14 protein-coding genes are annotated in these 19,854 nt (G+C 60.4%); 4 read left to right on the top strand and 10 right to left on the bottom strand.

What is annotated here, in order from left to right:
- Nucleotides 1-9: 9 nt before the first annotated feature.
- Entirely contained in the window at nt 10-2,715 is a 2,706-nt protein-coding gene (locus FXV83_RS00755) for an AAA family ATPase (protein WP_187435562.1), read from the bottom strand.
- Nucleotides 2,716-2,761: 46 nt separating this feature from the next.
- Nucleotides 2,762-3,358: a hypothetical protein gene (locus FXV83_RS00750; protein ID WP_148736799.1), complete on the bottom strand. Its 597-nt coding sequence runs from the start codon at nt 3,356-3,358 to the stop codon at nt 2,762-2,764.
- Between the two features lie 464 nt (nt 3,359-3,822).
- Between FXV83_RS00750 and FXV83_RS00745 the strand changes: the two genes are divergently transcribed.
- Nucleotides 3,823-5,040: a YcaO-like family protein gene (locus FXV83_RS00745; RefSeq protein ID WP_148736797.1), complete on the top strand. Its 1,218-nt coding sequence runs from the start codon at nt 3,823-3,825 to the stop codon at nt 5,038-5,040.
- The gene (locus tag FXV83_RS00740) at nt 5,037-6,179 is read left to right on the top strand and encodes a TfuA-like protein (RefSeq protein ID WP_148736795.1); all 1,143 of its coding nucleotides are present in this window, start codon (nt 5,037-5,039) and stop codon (nt 6,177-6,179) included. Before FXV83_RS00745 ends, FXV83_RS00740 begins: the two co-directional genes overlap by 4 nt.
- On the opposite strand, the gene FXV83_RS00735 is transcribed toward FXV83_RS00740, so the two are convergent.
- The 5 genes from FXV83_RS00735 to FXV83_RS00715 all read right to left on the bottom strand — a co-directional run bounded on the left by FXV83_RS00735 (nt 6,122) and on the right by FXV83_RS00715 (nt 12,514).
- Nucleotides 6,122-8,755 (bottom strand): lantibiotic dehydratase, encoded by a 2,634-nt coding sequence (locus FXV83_RS00735; RefSeq protein WP_148736794.1) that lies wholly within the window; start codon nt 8,753-8,755, stop codon nt 6,122-6,124. The genes FXV83_RS00740 and FXV83_RS00735 overlap by 58 nt on opposite strands.
- Nucleotides 8,752-9,627, bottom strand: coding sequence for a thiopeptide-type bacteriocin biosynthesis protein (locus FXV83_RS00730; protein ID WP_148736791.1), 876 nt, complete (start codon nt 9,625-9,627; stop codon nt 8,752-8,754). The genes FXV83_RS00735 and FXV83_RS00730 overlap by 4 nt, the downstream gene beginning before the upstream one ends.
- A 30-nt stretch (nt 9,628-9,657) precedes the next feature.
- Nucleotides 9,658-10,044, bottom strand: coding sequence for a hypothetical protein (locus FXV83_RS00725; protein ID WP_148736789.1), 387 nt, complete (start codon nt 10,042-10,044; stop codon nt 9,658-9,660).
- Nucleotides 10,041-12,083: a B12-binding domain-containing radical SAM protein gene (locus FXV83_RS00720; RefSeq protein ID WP_235939273.1), complete on the bottom strand. Its 2,043-nt coding sequence runs from the start codon at nt 12,081-12,083 to the stop codon at nt 10,041-10,043. Before FXV83_RS00720 ends, FXV83_RS00725 begins: the two co-directional genes overlap by 4 nt.
- Before the next feature lie 104 nt (nt 12,084-12,187).
- Nucleotides 12,188-12,514, bottom strand: a complete 327-nt coding sequence (locus FXV83_RS00715) for a hypothetical protein (RefSeq protein WP_148736785.1) — start codon at nt 12,512-12,514, stop codon at nt 12,188-12,190.
- Between the two features lie 462 nt (nt 12,515-12,976).
- Between FXV83_RS00715 and FXV83_RS00710 the strand changes: the two genes are divergently transcribed.
- A complete protein-coding gene (locus FXV83_RS00710; RefSeq protein ID WP_148736783.1) occupies nt 12,977-14,203 on the top strand; it encodes a DUF455 family protein in 1,227 nt (408 codons plus the stop codon).
- Between the two features lie 98 nt (nt 14,204-14,301).
- Here FXV83_RS00710 and FXV83_RS00705 read toward each other — a convergent pair whose 3' ends face one another.
- From FXV83_RS00705 to FXV83_RS00695, 3 genes are all read right to left on the bottom strand, one after another.
- On the bottom strand, nt 14,302-15,408 hold the full coding sequence (locus FXV83_RS00705) for a tryptophan dimethylallyltransferase family protein (RefSeq protein ID WP_148736781.1): 1,107 nt from the start codon (nt 15,406-15,408) through the stop codon (nt 14,302-14,304).
- 76 nt (nt 15,409-15,484) lie between these two features.
- Nucleotides 15,485-17,617: a B12-binding domain-containing radical SAM protein gene (locus tag FXV83_RS00700; protein WP_148736779.1), complete on the bottom strand. Its 2,133-nt coding sequence runs from the start codon at nt 17,615-17,617 to the stop codon at nt 15,485-15,487.
- A 175-nt stretch (nt 17,618-17,792) separates the two neighbouring features.
- Nucleotides 17,793-18,326 (bottom strand): hypothetical protein, encoded by a 534-nt coding sequence (locus tag FXV83_RS00695; protein WP_148736777.1) that lies wholly within the window; start codon nt 18,324-18,326, stop codon nt 17,793-17,795.
- A gap of 248 nt (nt 18,327-18,574) precedes the next feature.
- Between FXV83_RS00695 and FXV83_RS00690 the strand changes: the two genes are divergently transcribed.
- Complete coding sequence (locus FXV83_RS00690; protein ID WP_148736775.1) at nt 18,575-19,843, top strand: NHLP bacteriocin system secretion protein; 1,269 nt, start codon at nt 18,575-18,577, stop codon at nt 19,841-19,843.
- The last annotated feature ends 11 nt before the right edge of the window (nt 19,844-19,854 follow it).

Here is a 19,854-nt window from a genome sequence, read left to right as displayed (position 1 = left end):
TGCTTACTGCTATGCCACGTCTTGCTTGACCAGCTCAACGGCGAGGAACTTAAGCGCATCGGCGATGGGAATGAAGAAATTGATGCTTGTCAGCACCCCCGAGATCGCTAGTCCGGAGACGCTTACGGCGACGACATTGCCGTATCCGTCGACCATCGGCCCGCCGCTGTTGCCAGGATGAATGGCAGTGTCGCTTTGCAGGAGCGTCAGATCGTCGTCCCTGCGATAGGCACTGACGATGCCTTTGGTTATTGTCGTCGAATATTGCTCAAATTTCGGCGTCCCGACTGCATAAACCTCCGAGGCGACCTCGGGTAGGTCAAGCCGCAGTGGCATCGCCGTCATTCCCGATTCATTCACCTTGACCAGCGCGATGTCTCTGGTCTTGTTTGTTCGCAGCACTTCGCCGGGCAGCTCACGGCCGGTTGTGAGTTTGATCGTCACAAATTTGTTCTCCACCACCACGTGCTGGTTGGTCAGGAGATATCCATCCCTGGAGATGAAAAAGCCGCTTCCGTGAGCACCATCGATCTTGACCGTGACAACGGCCGCCTGCAGAGCCGCCGTCCCCTCCGACAGCGGGATGACCGAGCGAGGGAACGTAGGAATTTTCACGATGGTATCGCTGATCTTCTCCGGCACCATCTCGCGATATCCGGAGATCTGGATGGCTGCGTCGATATCCGCCATCGCCAGGTGACGCAGGTCGGCTGATGGATCGTGCGCAATGCGCATGGCCTGCGCCTCGCGCGCGCGCTCGAGCAGCGTTCGCATTTCGCGCGCCTGCCCCCAGGACTTTTTGCGCATGCCCACCTTGATCCACGGGCCGAGGCTGGACTCGAGATCTTCAGGCAATATGAAGTTTTGCTGTTTTGCCATCACCCGCAGAATGGCGGCAAGCTCGTTTGCGGCATAGGGCGGAAACTCGATCATCTTGGTGAAGCGGCTGGACAGGCCGGGATTGCTGTTGATGAACCGCAGCATCTCATTCGGGTAGCCCGCGACGATCACGACGATGCGGTCTCGGTTGTCCTCCATGAACTTGAGTAACGTATCGATCGCCTCCTGGCCGAAATCGTTGCCTGGTCGGGCAAGCGAATATGCTTCATCGATGAACAGGATGCCGTCGAGCGCTTCCCTGCATTTGTCGAGCGTCTTGGGAGCAGTTTGGCCGATATAGCCCGCGACGAGACCCGAGCGGTCAGTCTCGACCAGATGGCCTTTTCGCAGCACGCTAATAGAGCGATAGATCTCGCCGAGTGCCCGCGCGACCTCGGTCTTCCCCACGCCGGGCGGGCCAGCAAATACCATGTGGCGGCTGATAGGGGCGATAGCCAGCCCCTGCTCGCGGCGCAGGCGCTCGACCTCAAGCCCCGATATGAGCTTGTTCACCTCCTCCTTGACCGCCTCCAGCCCAACCATCTCGTCGAGCCGGTCGAGCGCCTGATCGAGCGTGCGCTCAGTAGGGATAATGGCCTCAACCTTCAGCCGTCGCCCTTGGCGTGACGCCAAATGGCCAGGCGAAGAAGAGGACGCAAAGGAGGGCTCAACGACAGTCGGAGCCGGAGTTGGTATGGTCGGGACAGGCTGAGGCGCCAGTGGCGGCGGCACGTGCGTTCGCACAAGGGGCACGCCGACGCTTTCGAAGTCGACCATCTCGACCTTGCTTATGTCGGCGGTCGGATCAACCGCCACGCGCAACGACTGGGCTTCGCACGCCTTGTCAAGAAGGTTGCGCATCTCGCGAGCGTTGCCCCAGCCCTCGCTTCTCCACTGGGTTTCGATCCAGGGGACCAGACTTTGCTCGAGTACCTCGGGCAAATCAGCGCGTTGTCGCTTGGCCATCAATCGCAGGATCGCAGCCAGTTCTTTCGGCTCATAGGCCGGAAATTCGATGGTCCTGTTGAAGCGGCTCGCCAGGCCTGGATTCGTCGCGATGAAGCGCCGCATTTCGTTGGGGTATCCGGCGGCGATCACCATGACTCGGTCGCGGTTGTCTTCCATGAACTTGATCAACGTCGCGATTGCCTCCTGGCCGAAATCCTTGCCTTCGCCCGCGAGTGCGTAGGCTTCGTCGACGAAGAGGATGCCGTCGAGTGCCTCCTTGCACTTGTCCAGCGTCTTCATGGCCGTCTGTCCGATATAACCTGCGACTAGATCGGCGCGCTGCACCTCCACCACATGTCCTTTGCGCAGCACTTTGAGCGATCGATAGATCTCCCCCAGGGCGCGCGCGATCTCGGTCTTGCCGACGCCGGGCGGCCCCGTGAACACCATGTGGCGGCTCACCTTCCCCACGGGTAAGCCCTGTTCACGGCGCTTGCGTTCGATTTCGATGCCCGCGAGCAGCTTGTTGACTTCCTCCTTGACGGAGGAGAGCCCTATCATCTGGTCGAGTTCGTCGAGCACATCGTCGGCGCTGCGGACGGACACCGCCGGAGAATCCACGTTCAGCCGACGCCCGGGCGTATAGCCTTCCCCGAGAGGGACCAATCCGAATCCGGTAGGGTCGCCGCCGAGCCGCATCGCCACGTAGGTCAGTGCGAACCCGGCCATCATGATCAGAAGCACGGCACCGATCGTCAGCGAGTTCGCCAATGTCAATGCGCTGAGCGGACCGGATTTCGGATTGAGTATCCACTGGGTGGCGACCGCGGCCACAAGCATGGCAATGCACATGCTGATCATCGGATGGTTGCGGAAGAAGTTCTTCATTGCCGGCAATCTCCGATCACGGCGTCGAGTTTGCCGATTGGCCCGTTCATGGGCATGGGTTGCGAACCTGCCAATGCACGTTGACGGAGTACGTGCCGTTCACGTCGTGAATGCCTCCGGGCGTCAGGTAGAACCCCACTTGGTCCGCCTCGCCGACCAAGGTTAGAACTCCGCGGCCCGTAGGATAAGGCGCGGGGTAGGGGAGAGCGATCCGCTGCGGTGTGGGGGTGAGCTTGATCGGCGGCGACAGATATGATCCTGAACGGACGCGCACCATGCCACCATGCCCATTCGGTTGTTGCTTTAACGTCACCCATGCCAGCGGGACCTTGCAGTTCTTCGCGTCATCCACCGCTGCTTTCGAACTTCCGGGATCCAGCGTCGGAAGCGCTGCATTGATATCGGCTGGTATCAGCACTTCCAGGGTAGATTCCTCGCCAACGCCAGGCGGCTTGTCGCCTCCGAGGCGGGGCAATATCGTGAACGCGGCTATTCCGGCGATCGCGAGCCCGCCGGCAATTCCAATCCAGGTGCCCCGAGAGGAGCCAGGCTTCTTGCCCCTGGGGGGCTCCTGACCTGGGGTCTGATCATGCCCGCTGGGCGCCCCCGGAGAAACCTCATGTTGTGCTTCTGGTTCACTCATGTTTCGGGCATTCATCTATTGCTGAGACGAGGAGATTATGGTCGACGGCCGATGTGACGACAACCCTGATTCACGGAGGCAGGATCGAAGCGCGCACTGAACGAGTGCGCTTCCCACCATCCTGTTTCGTGCCAGTTTTCGTTCCTGACAGAGGCGGGCTCACGGATAGCTCTTATCACAAAGCTACGGCGAGGAACGTGCGCTAGATCACTCATCCCGTTTCGGGGGAAATGAAACCAGGGACGGTGCAAATGTGCGGAATGCTTCGGTCATCAACGTTGAAAGCCGAACAGACGGGACTTCGTTGGACATGGAATTGGAGCGGAGCTCGTTTCCGCCGACAATAACTGTGCTACAGTATCTACTCCAGCGTGCGCGCCACGAATTCGGGCGCAGCGAAATTGACCGCGTGGCTCAGGTTCTTGTTCGCCGACGGCGTCAATCACGAGGGGGAGGGTCCGCGCATGGAGCAAGTTCTGTTTAATGGCAGCCGCGTCAGATCGCCGGAACAGACTTGGAGCGCGATCAAGCCGCGGCTGCGGGAATTCGGCATCACCAGGGTTGGTGAAATCACCGGGCTCGATCGTATCGGCATTCCGGTCTGGATTGCGATCAGACCGAATGCGCGCACGCTGTCGGTGTCGCAAGGAAAGGGGCTGAATGATACCGCCGCAAAAGTCTCGGCGGCGATGGAGGCGCTCGAACTTGCCCATGCCGAGCAGCCCGGACTGGAGCTCAGACATGGAACGGCCAGCGAACTTCGTGTCTTCGGCGACATTGTCGACCTGACCGCGCTTCCCCGCGCGCGCAATTCGGCCTTTGGCACAAACACAGTGATTGCGTGGACCAGGGCGGTCGACTGGAAGACAGGCGAGCCGATATGGGTGCCTTTCGAGATTGTGAACGCCGACGCGAGCGTTCACCGAATGGATGGCGCCGGATCCTTCCTGCACACGACCAACGGGCTTGCCTCCGGCAATATCGCGGACGAGGCCATCTTGCACGGGCTCTGCGAACTCATCGAGCGCGACGCGCTGGCCCTCTGGCACTATGCGGGACCGACCGCGCAGGCCGCCAGCCGGATCGCTCCGGCGAGCATTGATTTCCCCGTTGTCGCTGACGTTATCCGGAGACTGCGCTCCGCAGACATCGAGCCTATCGTCTGGGACGCCACGAGCGACATCGGAATAGCAACGGTCCGTGTCGCCCTATACGACAACAATTCGGATCCCCTGACCAATCCTCTGCCCGTCAGCGCTGGCGCGGGCTGCCATCCCGACAAGACCATCGCCCTGTGCCGGGCGCTGACCGAGGCTGCGCAAAGCAGGCTGACGGCGATTGCCGGATCGCGCGACGATCTCGGACGCCAGCGCTATCGCGAGACGCAGAGTGCGCATGCCCTGGACGCGTTTCGCGCTCACGCGCAGAGCGAGACAGGGCACAAGGCGTTCAGCTCGATTCCGGACGCCGCGGCCGAGAGCATCACAGGCGCGCTCAATCTGGTGGTCACGCATCTCGAAGGGGCCGGCCTGACCCAGGTTCTGACGGTGAACCTCAGCACGTCCGAAATGCCCGTCGCCGTCGTGCGGACGATCGTTCCGGGGCTGGAAGGCCCGATCGATTCGCCGTCCTACCTTCCCGGCGCAAGAGTTCTCGCGCGAGCGAGCGGGATGCATGCATGACTGTTTACGTGTTTTTGGGGCCGAGCCTTCCGCTCGATGAAGCCAGGGCGATCCTCGATGCGACCTATCTTCCGCCGGTTCAGCAGGGCGACCTCCTCCGGCTGCTCGAACGGAAGCCACGCCATATCGGCATCATCGATGGCTATTTCGAAACGGTGCCGGCGGTATGGCACAAGGAGATCCTGCTGGCGCTGAGCGAGGGTGTGCACGTATTTGGCGCGGCGAGCATGGGCGCCCTGCGGGCGGCCGAGTTGCAGTCCTTCGGCATGATCGGCGTCGGCAGGATATTCCAGTGGTTCAGCGACGAGATTATCGTTGCCGACGACGAGGTCGCCGTGCGCCACGCCCCGGCGGAGCTCGGTTATCTGCCCCTGAACCAATCGCTGGTCGACATTCGCGACGGCTGTGCGTCCGCGATCGAGGAGGGCATCATCGGAGCGCGGCTCGCGGAAAATATCATCTCTGTCGCGCGGGCCTTGCCGTTCTGGGAGCGCAATTGCGACACGATCGCCGCCGCAATGCCTTATGCGGAATCCTCGGAACCGCGAGAGATCGCGGCCTGGCTCGCCTACATGAAGAGCCGCCATGTCAGTCTCAAGGCCCGCGATGCGGCGGCGCTGCTTGCCAAGATGAAGGAGGTCATTGCCGAGCCGTGGCAGGCTGGGCATCCCAATTTTATCTACGAGCCGACCATCTTCATGGATCGCCTGCTCAACGAGATTGCGCTGGAGAAGACCCGCGCGTCGCTGGCCTTGCCGCAGGAGTCCGCGGAGCGCGAAGCGCGATCGATCGACCAGTTGCGACGTGCGGCGCTGCTGCGCGTGGTCGCGCGCGAGCATGCCCGGCGATCGGGCTGGGAGTTGGACCAGGCTGAGCTCGCTGAGAAAGCCAGCGCACTCTGGTCCGCGCTGGGAGTGAGAAGCCCTGAGGCAGCCATGCGGTGGATGGAGAGAAGCGGTATCTCCGAACAGAAGCTGCGGTCCTATATCAGCGACGAACTCTATGTGGCTCGCCTGAACGGCGTCCACAGGGTCGAGGTTGAACGCGAGCTTGCGCTGCAAATGCTGATGATGCACGCACCTCAGACGGGCGGCGACACGCGCTCTTCTGGCTCGTCCTGCGATGCGCCATCGACGTAGTCTTGCCAGAACGCTGCGTCTGCGGACCACGGCACCGCGAGTTCTCCCAGGTACCGGCAGCCGTCGTCATCGCGCACGACGAAGTCTTCGGGAGCCGGAAACAGCTCCTGAATGCGGAGGGACGGTCCATGGCTCTGAAGTTCCTGTCCCAGCAGTTCAACGGCGATGGCGCTGTCGGTCGCAACAAGGCTTTCGGTCTGATGCCGCCCCTGAAATGTATAGACGAGATCCGGTAGTCCGGCCTTGCGAACAAATCGACGCCATTGAATCAACCGCTCGGCTCCGCGTGCATTCGCCAGCGTCGATCCAAGGGACGCCTCTGGAGTCCAGCGCTCCGGGCTGATGACGGCATCGTCGAGCATCAGCCGAGGCAGATGGTGCCAGCTTTCGATCTCGCGCGTGAGCCGGGGGATCGGCGCCAGCAAGGCGGGACGTCCGAGGAAGAACGAGATCGAAGCCAGCACTGATGCGAACCGGTCGAGCCCTCCCAGATAGGCGGCAGATCGCGGGGATGGAATCAATAGTTCGGTCGCGCCCGCCGAAGCTCTCAGCACCGGCCGGCCGTGGTGATTGGGCGCGATCGTGGCCCGGCGAAGCAATCCGTTTCCGGCATCGAGCGGATCGATCATCCGTTCAGTGACAACGGGTCTCGCCGTCACGTTTGGACTGAAATGGTTGCGGATCGCAATCTCGCAAAATCGAAGTTCCGGCCATCGGGCCGCGGACGCCGTAACCGTGGTCCTCAGCCAGCCCAGGAACGCATCGCGCTCGCCGAACAAATGCGAGAAGCGTGAATAGAAGAAGGAAGGCTCCGGCGTGAGCCCGCCAATGCGCAGGATTGCGCCCTGGTCCGACCGACCGAGGAGCAGCAAGGCCGAACCGGGCGGAAGCGCCTGCGCTGAAATGGGCATCTCTTCGATCGCAAGGCGATGGACACGATAGTCGATGACCGGTTCGAGCTCCCGCTCCCATCGCGAAAAAGCCGCTCTGGCCGGCCTGGTAAACTCGGGAGAAGCCTTGGACAGCACTCTTTCCTGCCAGGACCGGGCGCGCTGGGCCGGGTCGGTTTCGCCGCCGCGGCTAAGGAATTCGCCGAGCGGAGTGCGGGTATTGCGCGCGAGTCCGCCAAAGAAATCAGCGATGGCAATCCTGGTCTCGAGTTCTCCAAGGCCATATCGGTCGAATCGCCAATAGAGGCGCAGCTTCTCTTCGATCTGATTGGCCAGATTGCGTGAAATGGAAAAGCGGAATGGCGCCTTTTGGTCGAGGACCAGCACGTTTTCATTAGGGGAAATGGCAGCGCCGTAGCGACCGAGCACCCCGATCACCGCCTGGCGAGCCTCATCAAAAAGGTCACGCAGCGCGCGTGCCTCAAGTGTGTCAATCGCCCCCTCGACCTTGTCCGCGATCAGCCGCAAAGACGTCCGACACTGGCGCCAGAGCGCCTGCTCGCTTGCCGGAAGCGTTTCGATCATGGCGTCCACCGCCTGCCATCCGTCGGCAAAACAGCTGGGCAGGCAAGCGGTCGACCACAGGATGCCGGCATCAATCCAGATTTCGCATAGTTTTCGGGCGACTGGGGGGGCCATGACGGGGAAGCAATCACAAAGCGCAGCCTCGATGTCGCCCAATTTGGGTCGATCGGCCGGAGAGAAACGAGCGTGCAGGAACTCCAGTTGCTCGTAATGGGCGATGCGCCGGACGGACCAGAAGCCCGCCGTAAAGGTGCCAAACTCCCAAGCCTCGTGATTGAGCCGGTTGAGGGTGGGATTGCAGCGCCAGGCCAATTCGTCGATCCACGGGCGGCGCCGGTTCAGATGGTCCAGGCCGCGGGAAAATATGCCAAGGGCCGGGCTCACGCGGATGGCTGACGGGGCAGCTCTAACCTGAAGCGGGACGATGGCCTGCTCCGTCATGTCTTCCAGCGCGACACCTGCCCATAATCCATTCGGCGTCGCGCGCCCGACCGCCCGCATCAGATAACGGTGAAGGGTGGATTGCAGGCGCAGCCGGCTGCGGCGGCTGATCGAGCCTTGGTGCGCGGCCTGCCATTGGCGGAACACGGACGGACTGGCCAGACACAGCGCGCGCTGAAAGCGCGCATCGCTCACGATGCCTTGGAGCGCGGCACTCGCGCGTTCCAGTTCGATCGCATGGTCCAGCTCGATGTCAGCACGCTCGGCGGCGTGCAGGTTTCGGCGCTCTGCCACGGCTCGGATGGCGGGTCCAATCGCTTGGCGAACTTTGTCGTCCTTCAGGAGACCGTCTGTCAGCCGGTCCGGGACCGGCTCGAGGCTGCCGTGAAGGCTCCGTTTCAGGTCCAGCGCGGCCGTCCGCGCGGCTCGCTCCTCAATAAGGGGGATGATTTTGTACAGCTCTGCGGCGAGCAGGTCGCTCGATCGGCGGATCTCGTCCTCATTCGCGATCCAGTCATCGATGCGTTTCGTCAATTGTCTCGAACGCACACCATCGAGGCTCTCGATTGGCCAGCTGGCAACCCTCAGGACGGCCGGGCCAAGCCATCGCGCGTCCGTAACAGCCTCGTCTCCGGCACGACCTGGATCGGCATCGATCATTGACCTTCGTCCGGTCTGCCGACCATCCCGGCGGCGTGCTGCGATCGGCCGGGTGGTGGCCTGCTATCCCGCTGCGCCCCTCTTAGGTGTTGCTTCAGATTCCGAGCCGCAGCCATCGCGCTGGCGATCGCCGCCATCCCGGCCTGATCGAAGCCATGACGATTGAACGTGAACAGCGCGACATACGGCAGGATCGATCTCACGCCACACTCCATCTGCTCCGAATGCCATGCACGCGACAAACCTTCCGCGAGCGCGGCGTTGGCCTGCTGATACCGGGCAACCAGTTCGGCTTCCGCCGCGGACGCGTTTTTCCGGAGAGTCTCGATCACTGAGGGGACCGTTGCGTGACCACCGATCGAACCCTCTGTCTGCACCAACATCGCCAGATTGCACCATGTGTCCCAGACCTCGCCGCCGTCGACCAGAACGCGCCCAAACAGGTCGTCAAGTACAGATGCCATCAGCGTGGAATGCGGGATGGCTAAGGCGTCATGTTCGGCAAGACGGTCCATCGCGATCCACGAGTAACTGTCGGTCGACCAGAAGGCGTGGACCGACTCCATGCACGCGCGTCCGCCGAATTGCCGATATTCGGGCTCGTAAACGCTGTAGAAGCTTCCCACGATATGCCCTTCGGATTTCGCGCGCGAAATCAGCGGGTGAAGCCGCTTCTTCAGCCGCTCGCGGATGTCGAAGAAGCGCAGCCGCAGATCCGGGGGTTTTCGCTGGAAGAAGAAGCCGTCTCGGCCTCGCGGTTCGACCAAATTTTCGAGCTCACGAAGCACAAAACGCGCCGACGCCAGCGCCGAGCCGTCATGACGACCGAGGGTCACATTTAACTGGAGCCATTCGTGTGCAGAACCTGCCATTGACGCTACCGGTACATCCAGCGCCTGCGATCATGTGCCGGAACGAAGGCGGGCGGTGCTGATGGCGATTTGATTAGGCACCAACTCGTCGATCTCCTCGGCATAGGCCTGTTCGAGAAGGCGAACAATCGTGAAATCATGCATTGCGCTTGCGAAGGCAGCTTTTGTGAGCTTCTGGGACTCGATCCAGTGCGAAAAGTCTTCCTCTGCCAAAAGCCCGAAACCACGGCGAAACCAGTCCGATGTAGCCTGAATGTCCGAACCGGTAATGCTGATGTTGGCACGATCCGCATCTTGGCAGGCGAGGATCCTCAGCAGGCATTTCTTGCGGACGACCGCCATGGTTTCTCCGCAGGCGGTGAGCTCCGCGGCATCGTTCGTCTTGATCCAGCCGTCGATGGTGCGCTCGACGCTCATGACGGGATACTCCCCTGCAGACCGATATCATCGGTGGGCTTGCGGACGATATCCAGCAATCGTTGCCGAACCAGGCCGACCACAAATCCTTCGATGTCGGAGCGTCTCTTGTCGGTTGCATTCCGCCCGGCAAGAGCCGCGACAATATCGGGTCCTCGCCGATAGCGAGCATCCTCCCCGAGAGCCTGGAATGATGCCTGATCAAGCGTGACGCTGCCTCTGCGCGAAGTCACAATACAATTGCCATCCGAACGGTCGACAACCGCCGCTGGATTCCATGCCAGCCGGTAGAGCGTGTCGTCTGCTCCATCGGACACGGAGACGCGATGCGGGAACGGCCGGCCGAAATATCGATCTGCGTAGATCAGCGACCATTCCTCCTGGGCCGGCCAGACAACGGGCGGCCATGCGTGATAGCGAGAGAACCGCGGCCCGGCCAACTCTCCGGCTTCTCCAAGCAGTGCCGCGACCTCGGCTCGCGTCAGCCCGTCCGTGTTCTCCCAGTTCGTCCCAATGCCGAACAGGAAGTCCCTGTCCTCGGTCGAGATGTCGATGCGGATGCCGAACTTGTCGGCCTCGGAAAAATATGGCGTGTCGGTCAATATTTCCAATTCATGGATGTCAAACGTATTTCCCGGATCGTCAAACAATTCGGCGTTGTCTGCGAAGAACGCAATGGTCCGTCGTGCACTGTCGTGATGTTCGCCCGGAAACCCGATCATCGAAAAGACATGGAAGCGAATTCCGGCGCTGCGACAATTACGTAATACAGTCGTTGCATTCTCGATGCGGATGCCCTTGTGCATCCGGTCAAGCGTGCCCTGGTCGGCGGACTCGAGCCCAAAATACAGCCGCCGCAGTCCCGCGCGCGCCAATTTGCTGCAGAGCTGCTTCGTGAAGCCCGGCTCCAGACGTGCGTAGCCGGAAAAGACCAGATCCGGTCTGCGCAGCGGTTCGAGCGCATCAGCAATCCGGTCGAGAACGCGCGGCGGCAGCGCTTCGTCGGCCAAGAGGAAGTGCCGGCAATCATGTTTGCCTGCGAGCGCATCGATGTCTGCGGCAAGTTTGTCGGCCGCGCGCGTGCGGTACCGCTTTGGCGAGACTCGATTGATGAAAGGGATGTCGCAGAACGTACATTCGTCGTGGTAGCACCCCTTGCCGACCATCAGGGGCAGGACGAGCTGAGGACTGAGATATCGACCTAGCGGCATGCCGTCGAAGTCCGGCGTCGGTAGCGCTGCATAATCCTCGATATGCAGCCTCGTTGAGCAGACCTTGCCGTCGGCCTTGTACATCAGGTTTGGTACCTTGCCGAGGTCACGCCCTGCCTGAAGCTGGTCGATCAATTCAAGCAACGCTGTTTCGCCTTCGCGGATGACGACAGCGTCGGCGAACTCCGTGAAGAAATCCGGCAGATGCGGCAGCCGGTGCGACACCTTGGCGATGGCGGTGCCGCCAAGTAGAACCCGAAATCCCTTGCGACGCAGTTGCCTGGCGAGCGACAGGCCGGGAATGATTTGCCAGCGCAATGTCAGGGAAATTCCGACGAGATCGTATCCGCCCTTTTCCAGCCTCGGGAAGACGTCCGTCTGCCAGTGATCGTCGAAGAGGTTCGCGCCAGGGTCGGACGTCACCTCAAGCAAATCGGAGAAGCGGCTCGGATCGATCCCGTCGACCTCATAGCGCAAGACCTCGGTCTGATAGCGCATAGGGCATGGAGCCGCCAACGAGGTGAGATCCAGCGCATCGTAAAGCCGCTCACGCGCGCAATTCAGCCGGACCGGATCGCAGAACAGCGTAGGATCGCGAATCGTAGCTAGGGAAGCGGGGATCGTCTCGGCCAGTTCGGGAGCACGATATGCGGTCCGCTCGAGCAAGCGACGCCGGGCCGGATCTGCGCTCATTGCCTTTCGCGTGAGTCGCTTGCCAGCTTCGAGGAGGCGCTCCGGACGCAACAAGTCCAGCACGCCTTCGATGTCGAGATCCAGCAACGTCACGCCGACGCCCGCCGGGCGTAACACCGCGGCGAGCGCAGGCAACGGCAATCTCGGGGCTCTCGGATCCCCGCCAGGAGGATAGATGAGAGCCACTCGAAACATGCTTCAAACCAAAAGCAGTATCAGGCTCTTGCTGGAAGATCCGACTACCAGGGACACATGACCGTGGATGTCATGACGTTCCCGATGTTGGGGATGCCACTTGACTGCGTGCCTAAATGGCTAAGTGCAGAAAATGAGGTCCCTACATGAACGTGAGTAGCCGCCGGGAAATTGACGCCACCGGCGACTGCATTCAAATCTTCAAGGCTCAACTCCTGGTCCTGCCCTTTGCCGTTCGCAGCGAGTTCATCCTTGAGCTTCTTGACGTCTTCATCAGGCATCTTCGCCTGTGCAAGGATTTCAGGGCGGAGATAATAAACGTTGCCGGCGTCATCGGTAATAAACAAACCATTTGGTTTCTGATCAGCCATGTCGCGACTCCATGAAATAAATGAAATCCCCAGCGAACAGTAACCGAAGTGCAGTTGATTAGCAACGATTAGCAACAAGAGCCTTGGCGAGGCGCTCCCACCAGTCGCGACAGTGATTGCTGCATCGCAAGATTGTTGTGCAACAAACAAGATTGTTGTGCAACAAAAATGAGCATGGCCGTCCTATCGCGACGCCCGAGCGGATTGCGGCGACTCCACGGGCACTAGACCCTCGCTCTGCTGCAAGGGCTCTTTGATAGACACGATGTTTGTGATGCGGTAGCTTTCTTGCAACATCCGTCAAGTCAGCTTCGAAAAGTACCCGCTCGCTCAGCATTTATTTGGTGCTGCGAATGCCGGCTGAGTTTTCGACCTCGAATGCGCAAGATCGCGGCGTCTCGTTTTCGGCTTTTGAATTCGATTTTCAATCCAGCTTATTCGTGAACTCTTGGGAGATTGGCGATGCGTGTTGCTGAAACCGTTGAGAGAACAAAGGATCATATTGCCCGGTGCGTACGGATTTCGAATTTGCTGGCCTTCTGGACGATGACGACGCCGGAAGTGGAACTTAAAACCATTTTTGCTCGCCACCTGTATTGGGCGGTGCACTCAGCCGAGCGTCTGAGAGCACGATTGGCCGAACTGGCGGTCGATGTCGATCCGCGGACGGTCCCGCTGCAAACGGCATCTGATGACCTGATGGCCTGCGAATCTGCGTTGACGACGCCTGAAAAAATTCGCGCGCTATACGGCGTCGCCCTTATGAATCTCAAGACGTCGATGGCAGATCACGCAAATCGAACCGACGCACTCGCTGACGAGCCGACAATCAGAGTTTTGAACGATCTGACTGCATCGGCCGCGAGTGCCGCCGAAGAAGCTGATACGGCGTTCCGATCGGTACGTGAAATCTTTCCGGACATGAGCACTTCATCATCGTCGAATGAGGGACACCTGCCAGCCAGGATACCGGTTCGCCCGGCCCGTGACCGTCGCTTTTCGGAAACTGCAAGCAATCCAAATCTGACCGATACGGTGAAGCTGTTGCACGTCTTCTATACCGATCTCGAGCTCTCGACCATCGAGGCGTGCAGTCGAATGATCGTCGAATTCCCGGCGATGCCCTGGCAGTTCGTTGTCGACATGGCGCGTCAGTGCTGGGACGAGGCGCGTCATGCCGATGCTTTCCGCACGAGACTGCTGCAGCTTGGAGGCTCCCTGGGGACCTATGCGATTTCATACGCGCTCTGGGATATGGCTGATGGCGAAAACGTCGACGTCAGCCTCGCCGTGCAGCAGCGCGTTGGGGAGTGGATCGGTGTAGACGGAGCCATATGGCAGGCTCAGCAACTGCGGTTCGGTGGTGACGAGGTCACGAGCGAACTCTTCGATTTCGTGGCATTGGACGAAATCACGCACGTTGCGTTCGGAAACAAGTGGCTTCGCTCGGTGGCAGGCAGCGAAGCCCAGATTAAACTGGTCCACGATCTGGCTCTGCACAAGCGTTCCGCCTGTGGAAAATCCGTGGATGGCCCGCTGACCTTTCCATATAACGACTGGGCGTGCGAAAGAGGCGGCTTCACCGAAGGCGAACGAGACGAACTGCGCGCTCGCTTCCTGAAGTATGGAAGTCAGTTTCGCGAGCTTGACGAGGCGCAAGAGCGCGAACGCGTCGCAGCCTCAAGATAAATTACCGCCAAAGAACTTGGTCGTGAGCACGACCGATTGTCGCCGGATCTCGGTTGCGAGCGAGCCGCTGTGATTGGCTCGATAGCGCAGGTTCGTGGTCACGACAGTGGCGACGGCCAAAAATGATCCGGGTCGAGCGCGAGTCGGCCGTACTGCCGTTGGAACAGGGAGGGGCTAAAATAGGCGGTCACCTGTCCTCCGTCCCTTGCGCCTGCGACCCTCTTGTAACCGACGTAGGTATGGACGCCGACAGTGCCTCGACATCCCGCGACGAGACGGCCAGCGATACTCCTGTAGATGGGGACGCCGAATCCGGCCTGCGAAAGCAGTTCCGTGATCCGCTCGGCGGCTACGTGATCGCTTGATGCGTAGGGGTAGAGTGGAAGGTAAAGCGTCATTCCGGCCGGCCTAGTGAGGTCGGCTGCTGTCAGATGATAACACGTCATCACCGGGCGCTGCCACAGGACGTCAGCGGAACGGGAGATGACCTCGCAGACGTCGGCAAAATCGAGACCGCCCTTGGCGCCAATCGCTTCAGCTCGCCGGTCGAACTCCGCGGGGGCAGCGCGAAAGTGCCGAGCGTAGACCTTGACCCGTGCCTGCGCGGCCGAAACCAGATCGATCGCAAGGTGAGTGATCACGTCGTTGCTGTTCAACAGCTTGAGCAACCCGTCGCTCGCGTGGCCGAAACCGAGCCGGTCGAGTGCGGCGAGGACGACCGTCCGGGCTGCGTCACGCCCACGGGCTGCGGGATTGAGGTAAATCTTGCAGAGCGGGGGCCCGTCCTTGCGAAACTCCATCGCGTGCCAGATTGCGAACAGTGCGTTGGGATCGGTTGGCAAAAACAGATCGCGGATCGCCATCATCGGCTCGAGCCTGATGTCTTTCATCGTTGCCAGATGCGCACCAAGCCGCTCGCCGGCGTGCCAGTAGGACGCCGGGGACGCCGGGTTATCCTGCGCCTCGATTAAGAACCGCACCCTGGTCTCGTTCGTATCGAACGCTGCAGAGAATTCGATCGGTGTGCAGTCGTCGGTGACGCCCGACCAGCGGGGCTGAATCGGCAACTGGCGAAGCCCTGCCACAGTGCAGAGTGTATCGAACAGGGTGGCGATCGGGTCCTGCTGCTCCACCAAGCCGGCCGCAAGGCAGATGTCCCGCAGTTGCCTTCCGCAGATGCCGGCGGCGTCAATCGTTTCGGGCATGGTGGCTCGCTATCTCCCTTCATGCAGGACGCTGACCAGTGCAACGATTTTTCAGGGGCGGCTGATCGAAGGACCCTCATGTCAATTGATTCGCGCCCCGCACGCGCGGCTCCGTCGCCAGCCGCGCGCCGTCCGGACCAGTGCTGACACCGGACAAGGTGAGTTGCAGCAGGTGCACCCTGATCAGCTCATTGATCATGCGCCGAGCCCTGTTCTCGGCTCCATCACCAGTTCCAGCAAGATTATGGGCAAGGCATTCTGAGAAAAACTCCTGCAGCGTGCGCGGAGTGCCCGAGGCAAGCATCCGGTAAGCCCTCTCGGAAACGGTGGCCATCTTTGACGGAGAAAAGATTCGAACGGTTGCTCCGCTGGATTCGATCAGGGCATCAGGGCACCAGGCCAATGTGAATTGCGAGGGGTCTCCTTCTTCGGGTAACGCGGTCCGGAAGGGAAAATCGCGATCGGCATAGTGATCGGCATAGAGTACGGCATATTCTTCGAAGCCTGGCCACAAATGCAGATCGCTGTTGTGGAAGCGGCTGTAGGTGCGGCGCAGCACCTCATTATAGTCCTTGACGAGGCGCACGACCTCGCTTTGCGAAAGCCCCCGCGTATTCGACCAGCCGCTGCGAATGCCGATCACGAATTCCTTGTTCAGTGCCTCGGGGGGAATGTTCAGCCCAAGTCGGCCTGCGTTGGCGAAATACTCGGTGCGCAATTCAAGTCCGAAAGGATGGATGTCGAAGGTGTTCCCGGGGTGGTCGATAACGTCCGCATTGTCCTCGAAAAAGCGTAGTGTATTGCGCGCGCTGGCTTCCGTCTCCTCGGGGAAACCGATGATCGAGAAGATATGAAAAAGGATACCGGCATCACGGCAGTGCTCGAGCACCGGTCGGACGTGCTCAAGCCTTATCCCTTTTTTCATATGATCCAGCGTCGTCTGATCGCCGGATTCGAGTCCGAAAAACAGCTTTCGCATTCCCATTCCGGCAAGCTTCGCGCACAGAGGTGCCGTGAAGCCTGGTTCGAGCCGCGCGTACCCGGTGAACGAGAGTCGTCGGTCGGCATACGGCTCGAGTTCGTCGGCGAGCTTTTCTAGAAGGCGGGGCGGCAGCGCCTCATCCGTAATCTCGAAATGCCGACATCCAAACCGCTCGTTGAGGGAGAGGATGTCTTGCGCTATTTTCTCCGGGCTCCGCACACGGTATGGCTTCTTCGAAATGTGATTGATGAATGGAATGTCGCAGAACTTGCATTCGTTGAAGTAGCACCCCTTGCCGACGAGGATCGGCAGCACCGGCTCTGGCGTAAGATAGTCCTGCAACGGCAGCCCCGCAAAATCCGGCACCGGGAGCTGATCGACGTCTTCAACGTGGGGCTTGCCAAGATGGACGCGGCCGTCCCTGACATGGAGAAGATTCGGCACCCGGGAAAAATCGCGGCCCGATCCAAGCTGCGCGACAAGCTCCAGGATCGCAGCTTCACCTTCGTACACGATCACGCCATCGGCAAAATGCTCAAAGAATGCTGGCATCTGCATCAGCTTGCCGACGAACTTGGTGAACACTGTTCCACCCAGCACCACGAACAACCCGCGCTCGCGCAGGCGCCTCGCCAGAGCGAGCCCGGGCAGCAACTGCTGCCGGTTGACGATCGAAATTCCGACGAGATCGGGATGATCCGCCTCGATACCAGAGAGCAACTCGGCCTCCCAATAGTCGTGGAATAGATTGGAGTGCCGGTCGGTCGTGACGACGATCAGATCGTGAAGGCTCTGCTCGTCGATCCCGTCGACGTCGTATCGGATGGGGCAGAGGCTGTAGTGGATCGGACGAAGGGCGGCGAGACAGGCTAGGCGGATCCCATCGCGCAACTGATCCCGGGCGGCCCGAAACAGGTGAGCATCATAAAACTCCTTTGGATCCCGCAGGATGGCCAAAGCACGCGGCATGTTTTCGACCAGCGCGTCACCGCGACGGACCAGCCGAGACAGCGCGGCCGCGTCCATGTCGGCGGGCGGCCGTAACTTCAGCTTCTGCACGTTGCTCGCGATCGTGTCTGGACGCAGCAGAGCAAGCAAGCCGCCAATATCCGCATCGACCAGCCTCGTCGAAATCCCGGCACGTCGCAGCACGGCAGCGAGATAAGGAAGCGCCAGGTGGGGGGCCCTGGGGTCGGTTGCCGGTGGAAATATCAGCGTTACCTGCATGTGGCCCACGGCTACCCGTTCGGCAGCACGGCCAGCATGACTTGATCTCCCATTGCCAAAATAAGCACTCCCAAAAGGAAGCGAATGACTTGAAACTCAATCAAAAATTTCGGGTCGCGATCGAAAACATAACACAGACGCGGCAGTCCTGCCAACCTGAAAGGTTGTCGCTCTGTCAGAGGCGCGGCTGCAGCGACTTCAAGACCGACTGGGTACTCTCGATGAACTGCGTCGCCTGCCGTGCCTTCTCAGCTGAAATCGGATTACGCGCACATTGATCGGAAACTTCGACGAGGTGTTTGCGCTCGGTTTCGAGAATCTTCAGCGCGTTCTGGACGGCAAAGCGAAGAACGCCGCGGAGAGTGTTGTCGTCGTCGAAATTCTTAAGCTCGCTTTCAATAGTGATTAGATACTCGTAGCTCTGCAATTCGGCGGCGATTTGCGTCAGGCTACGTAGAGTCGATTTGACGCAATCGCTGTCGGTCTGGGAAAGATCAGGCCGCCGCGAAAGCATAGTGATATCTGTCATCACATCGATCGACAACTTCCTGACTGACGAGATCTTGTCGAGATCTGCATCGCTCAGGACGCGGGCATTGGCAGAAAATTGCGCCGCCGTTGTCACCAGCAGCAATGCACCCATCGCTGCCAATGCCCGGGCCAAAGACGTGGTTCGCTGCCGATAGACGGGAATGCGGTCGGTGCACATAACTGGTCCAACCATCTGGCGCCAATGAGATTATAGGCGACGTTGACCTACAGTACCAGCGCTGTTTCCCGCTCCCGAACCAAGGACCCGGAGCGCCCCGGCAATTCGCCGCGAATCTACTGGTCACCAAGGGTAACCTTCTTGTATGATTTCGCCGGTTGTCGGAGCGCATCTTGACCCTCTGATCTGTTTGACTGTACTCAGGAATCGGAACGTCGCGGTTCGGCGAAAACGCGGGAAGCTTGGTCATGGGCGATCAGCCGAACAAGGCCTTTCGCGCTGTCGCGCTTGAACGCGCCGCATCGCTCGAACAGCTCGACCATCTCGTCACCATCACAAGACCGTTCGACTGGATCCTGACGGTGGTGATCTTCCTCACGCTCGGAACGGCGATTGCGTGGGGTATTTTGGGGCGCCTGCCGACGCGCGCACAGGCCGAAGGCATTTTCGTCAGCAGCGGAGGACGCGTCGTCGACACGGTCTCCGGCGCGTCGGGTCGCCTGGCCTCGATCGACGTTTCGGTCGGCGATCGCGTGACGAAAGGTCAGGCGGTCGCCGGCGTCAGCCAAATCGAAGTCGAGCAAGGATATCGCGATGCCATGGAGGTGCTTCGTGAGCGCGAGAGCGAGCACGGAACCCTGAAAGCAAAGACGCGGGCGGAGCTGGCCCTGAAGGCGCAGAATTCCGCCAAGCTCGAGGAAGCGTTCAACCAGATCATCAAGGCAACCGATCAACGCATCATCTATCTGACCGGCGACCTCTCAAACCTGGAGGGCTTGCTCGCAAAGGGTTATACCACGCGCCGCAACGTCGAGGATCGCCGTCACGAACTCACGGACGCGCAGCAACGCAAGGAAGACACCCAGAACGAAATTCTTAAATTGAAAGAGCAGAAGGCCGATCTTGAGGCCCAGCGCCAGCGCGACATTGAACAATCTCAGTATCGCCTCAACGAGGCGCGACGGCAGGTGGACAAGCTGGCCGGAGAGTTGGGGCGCGATACAAAGGTGGTCAGCCCGATCGACGGACGCGTGCTTGAGATCAAAGTGTCGCCAGGGTCCGTATTGAGTGTCGGCACGCCGGTCATCGTGGTCGAAAGCGAAGGCGCAACGCTCGACGCGATCTTGTACGTTGCGGCAGATCGCGGCAAGAGCGTCAAGCCGGGCATGGAGGTGCGCATCGAGCCGAGCACGGTCAAGCGCGAGGAGTTCGGAACCATGGTCGGCACCGTGGAATCGATTTCCGAATTCCCGATAACGCCGCAGGGTATGGCCGCGGTCCTGCACAATGACGGCCTCGTCACGCGTTTCTCCAAGGGCGGCGCACCTTACGCAGCGCGGGTGCGATTGAAACACAACGAGGGCACGGTCAGTGGATATCAATGGGCCGTGGGAAAGGGGCCAGCATTGCGGCTCACCAGCGGGACGCTGACCAAGGCGGAAATCACAACGCGCGAGCGACGACCGATCGAGCTGATCGTCCCGATGCTCAAGCGGCTGACAGGAATTGCAGGATAAGACTTATTCGA

This window comes from Bradyrhizobium hipponense, assembly GCF_008123965.1.
Taxonomy (GTDB): domain Bacteria; phylum Pseudomonadota; class Alphaproteobacteria; order Rhizobiales; family Xanthobacteraceae; genus Bradyrhizobium; species Bradyrhizobium hipponense.
This window is presented reverse-complemented; position numbering and strand designations above follow the sequence as displayed.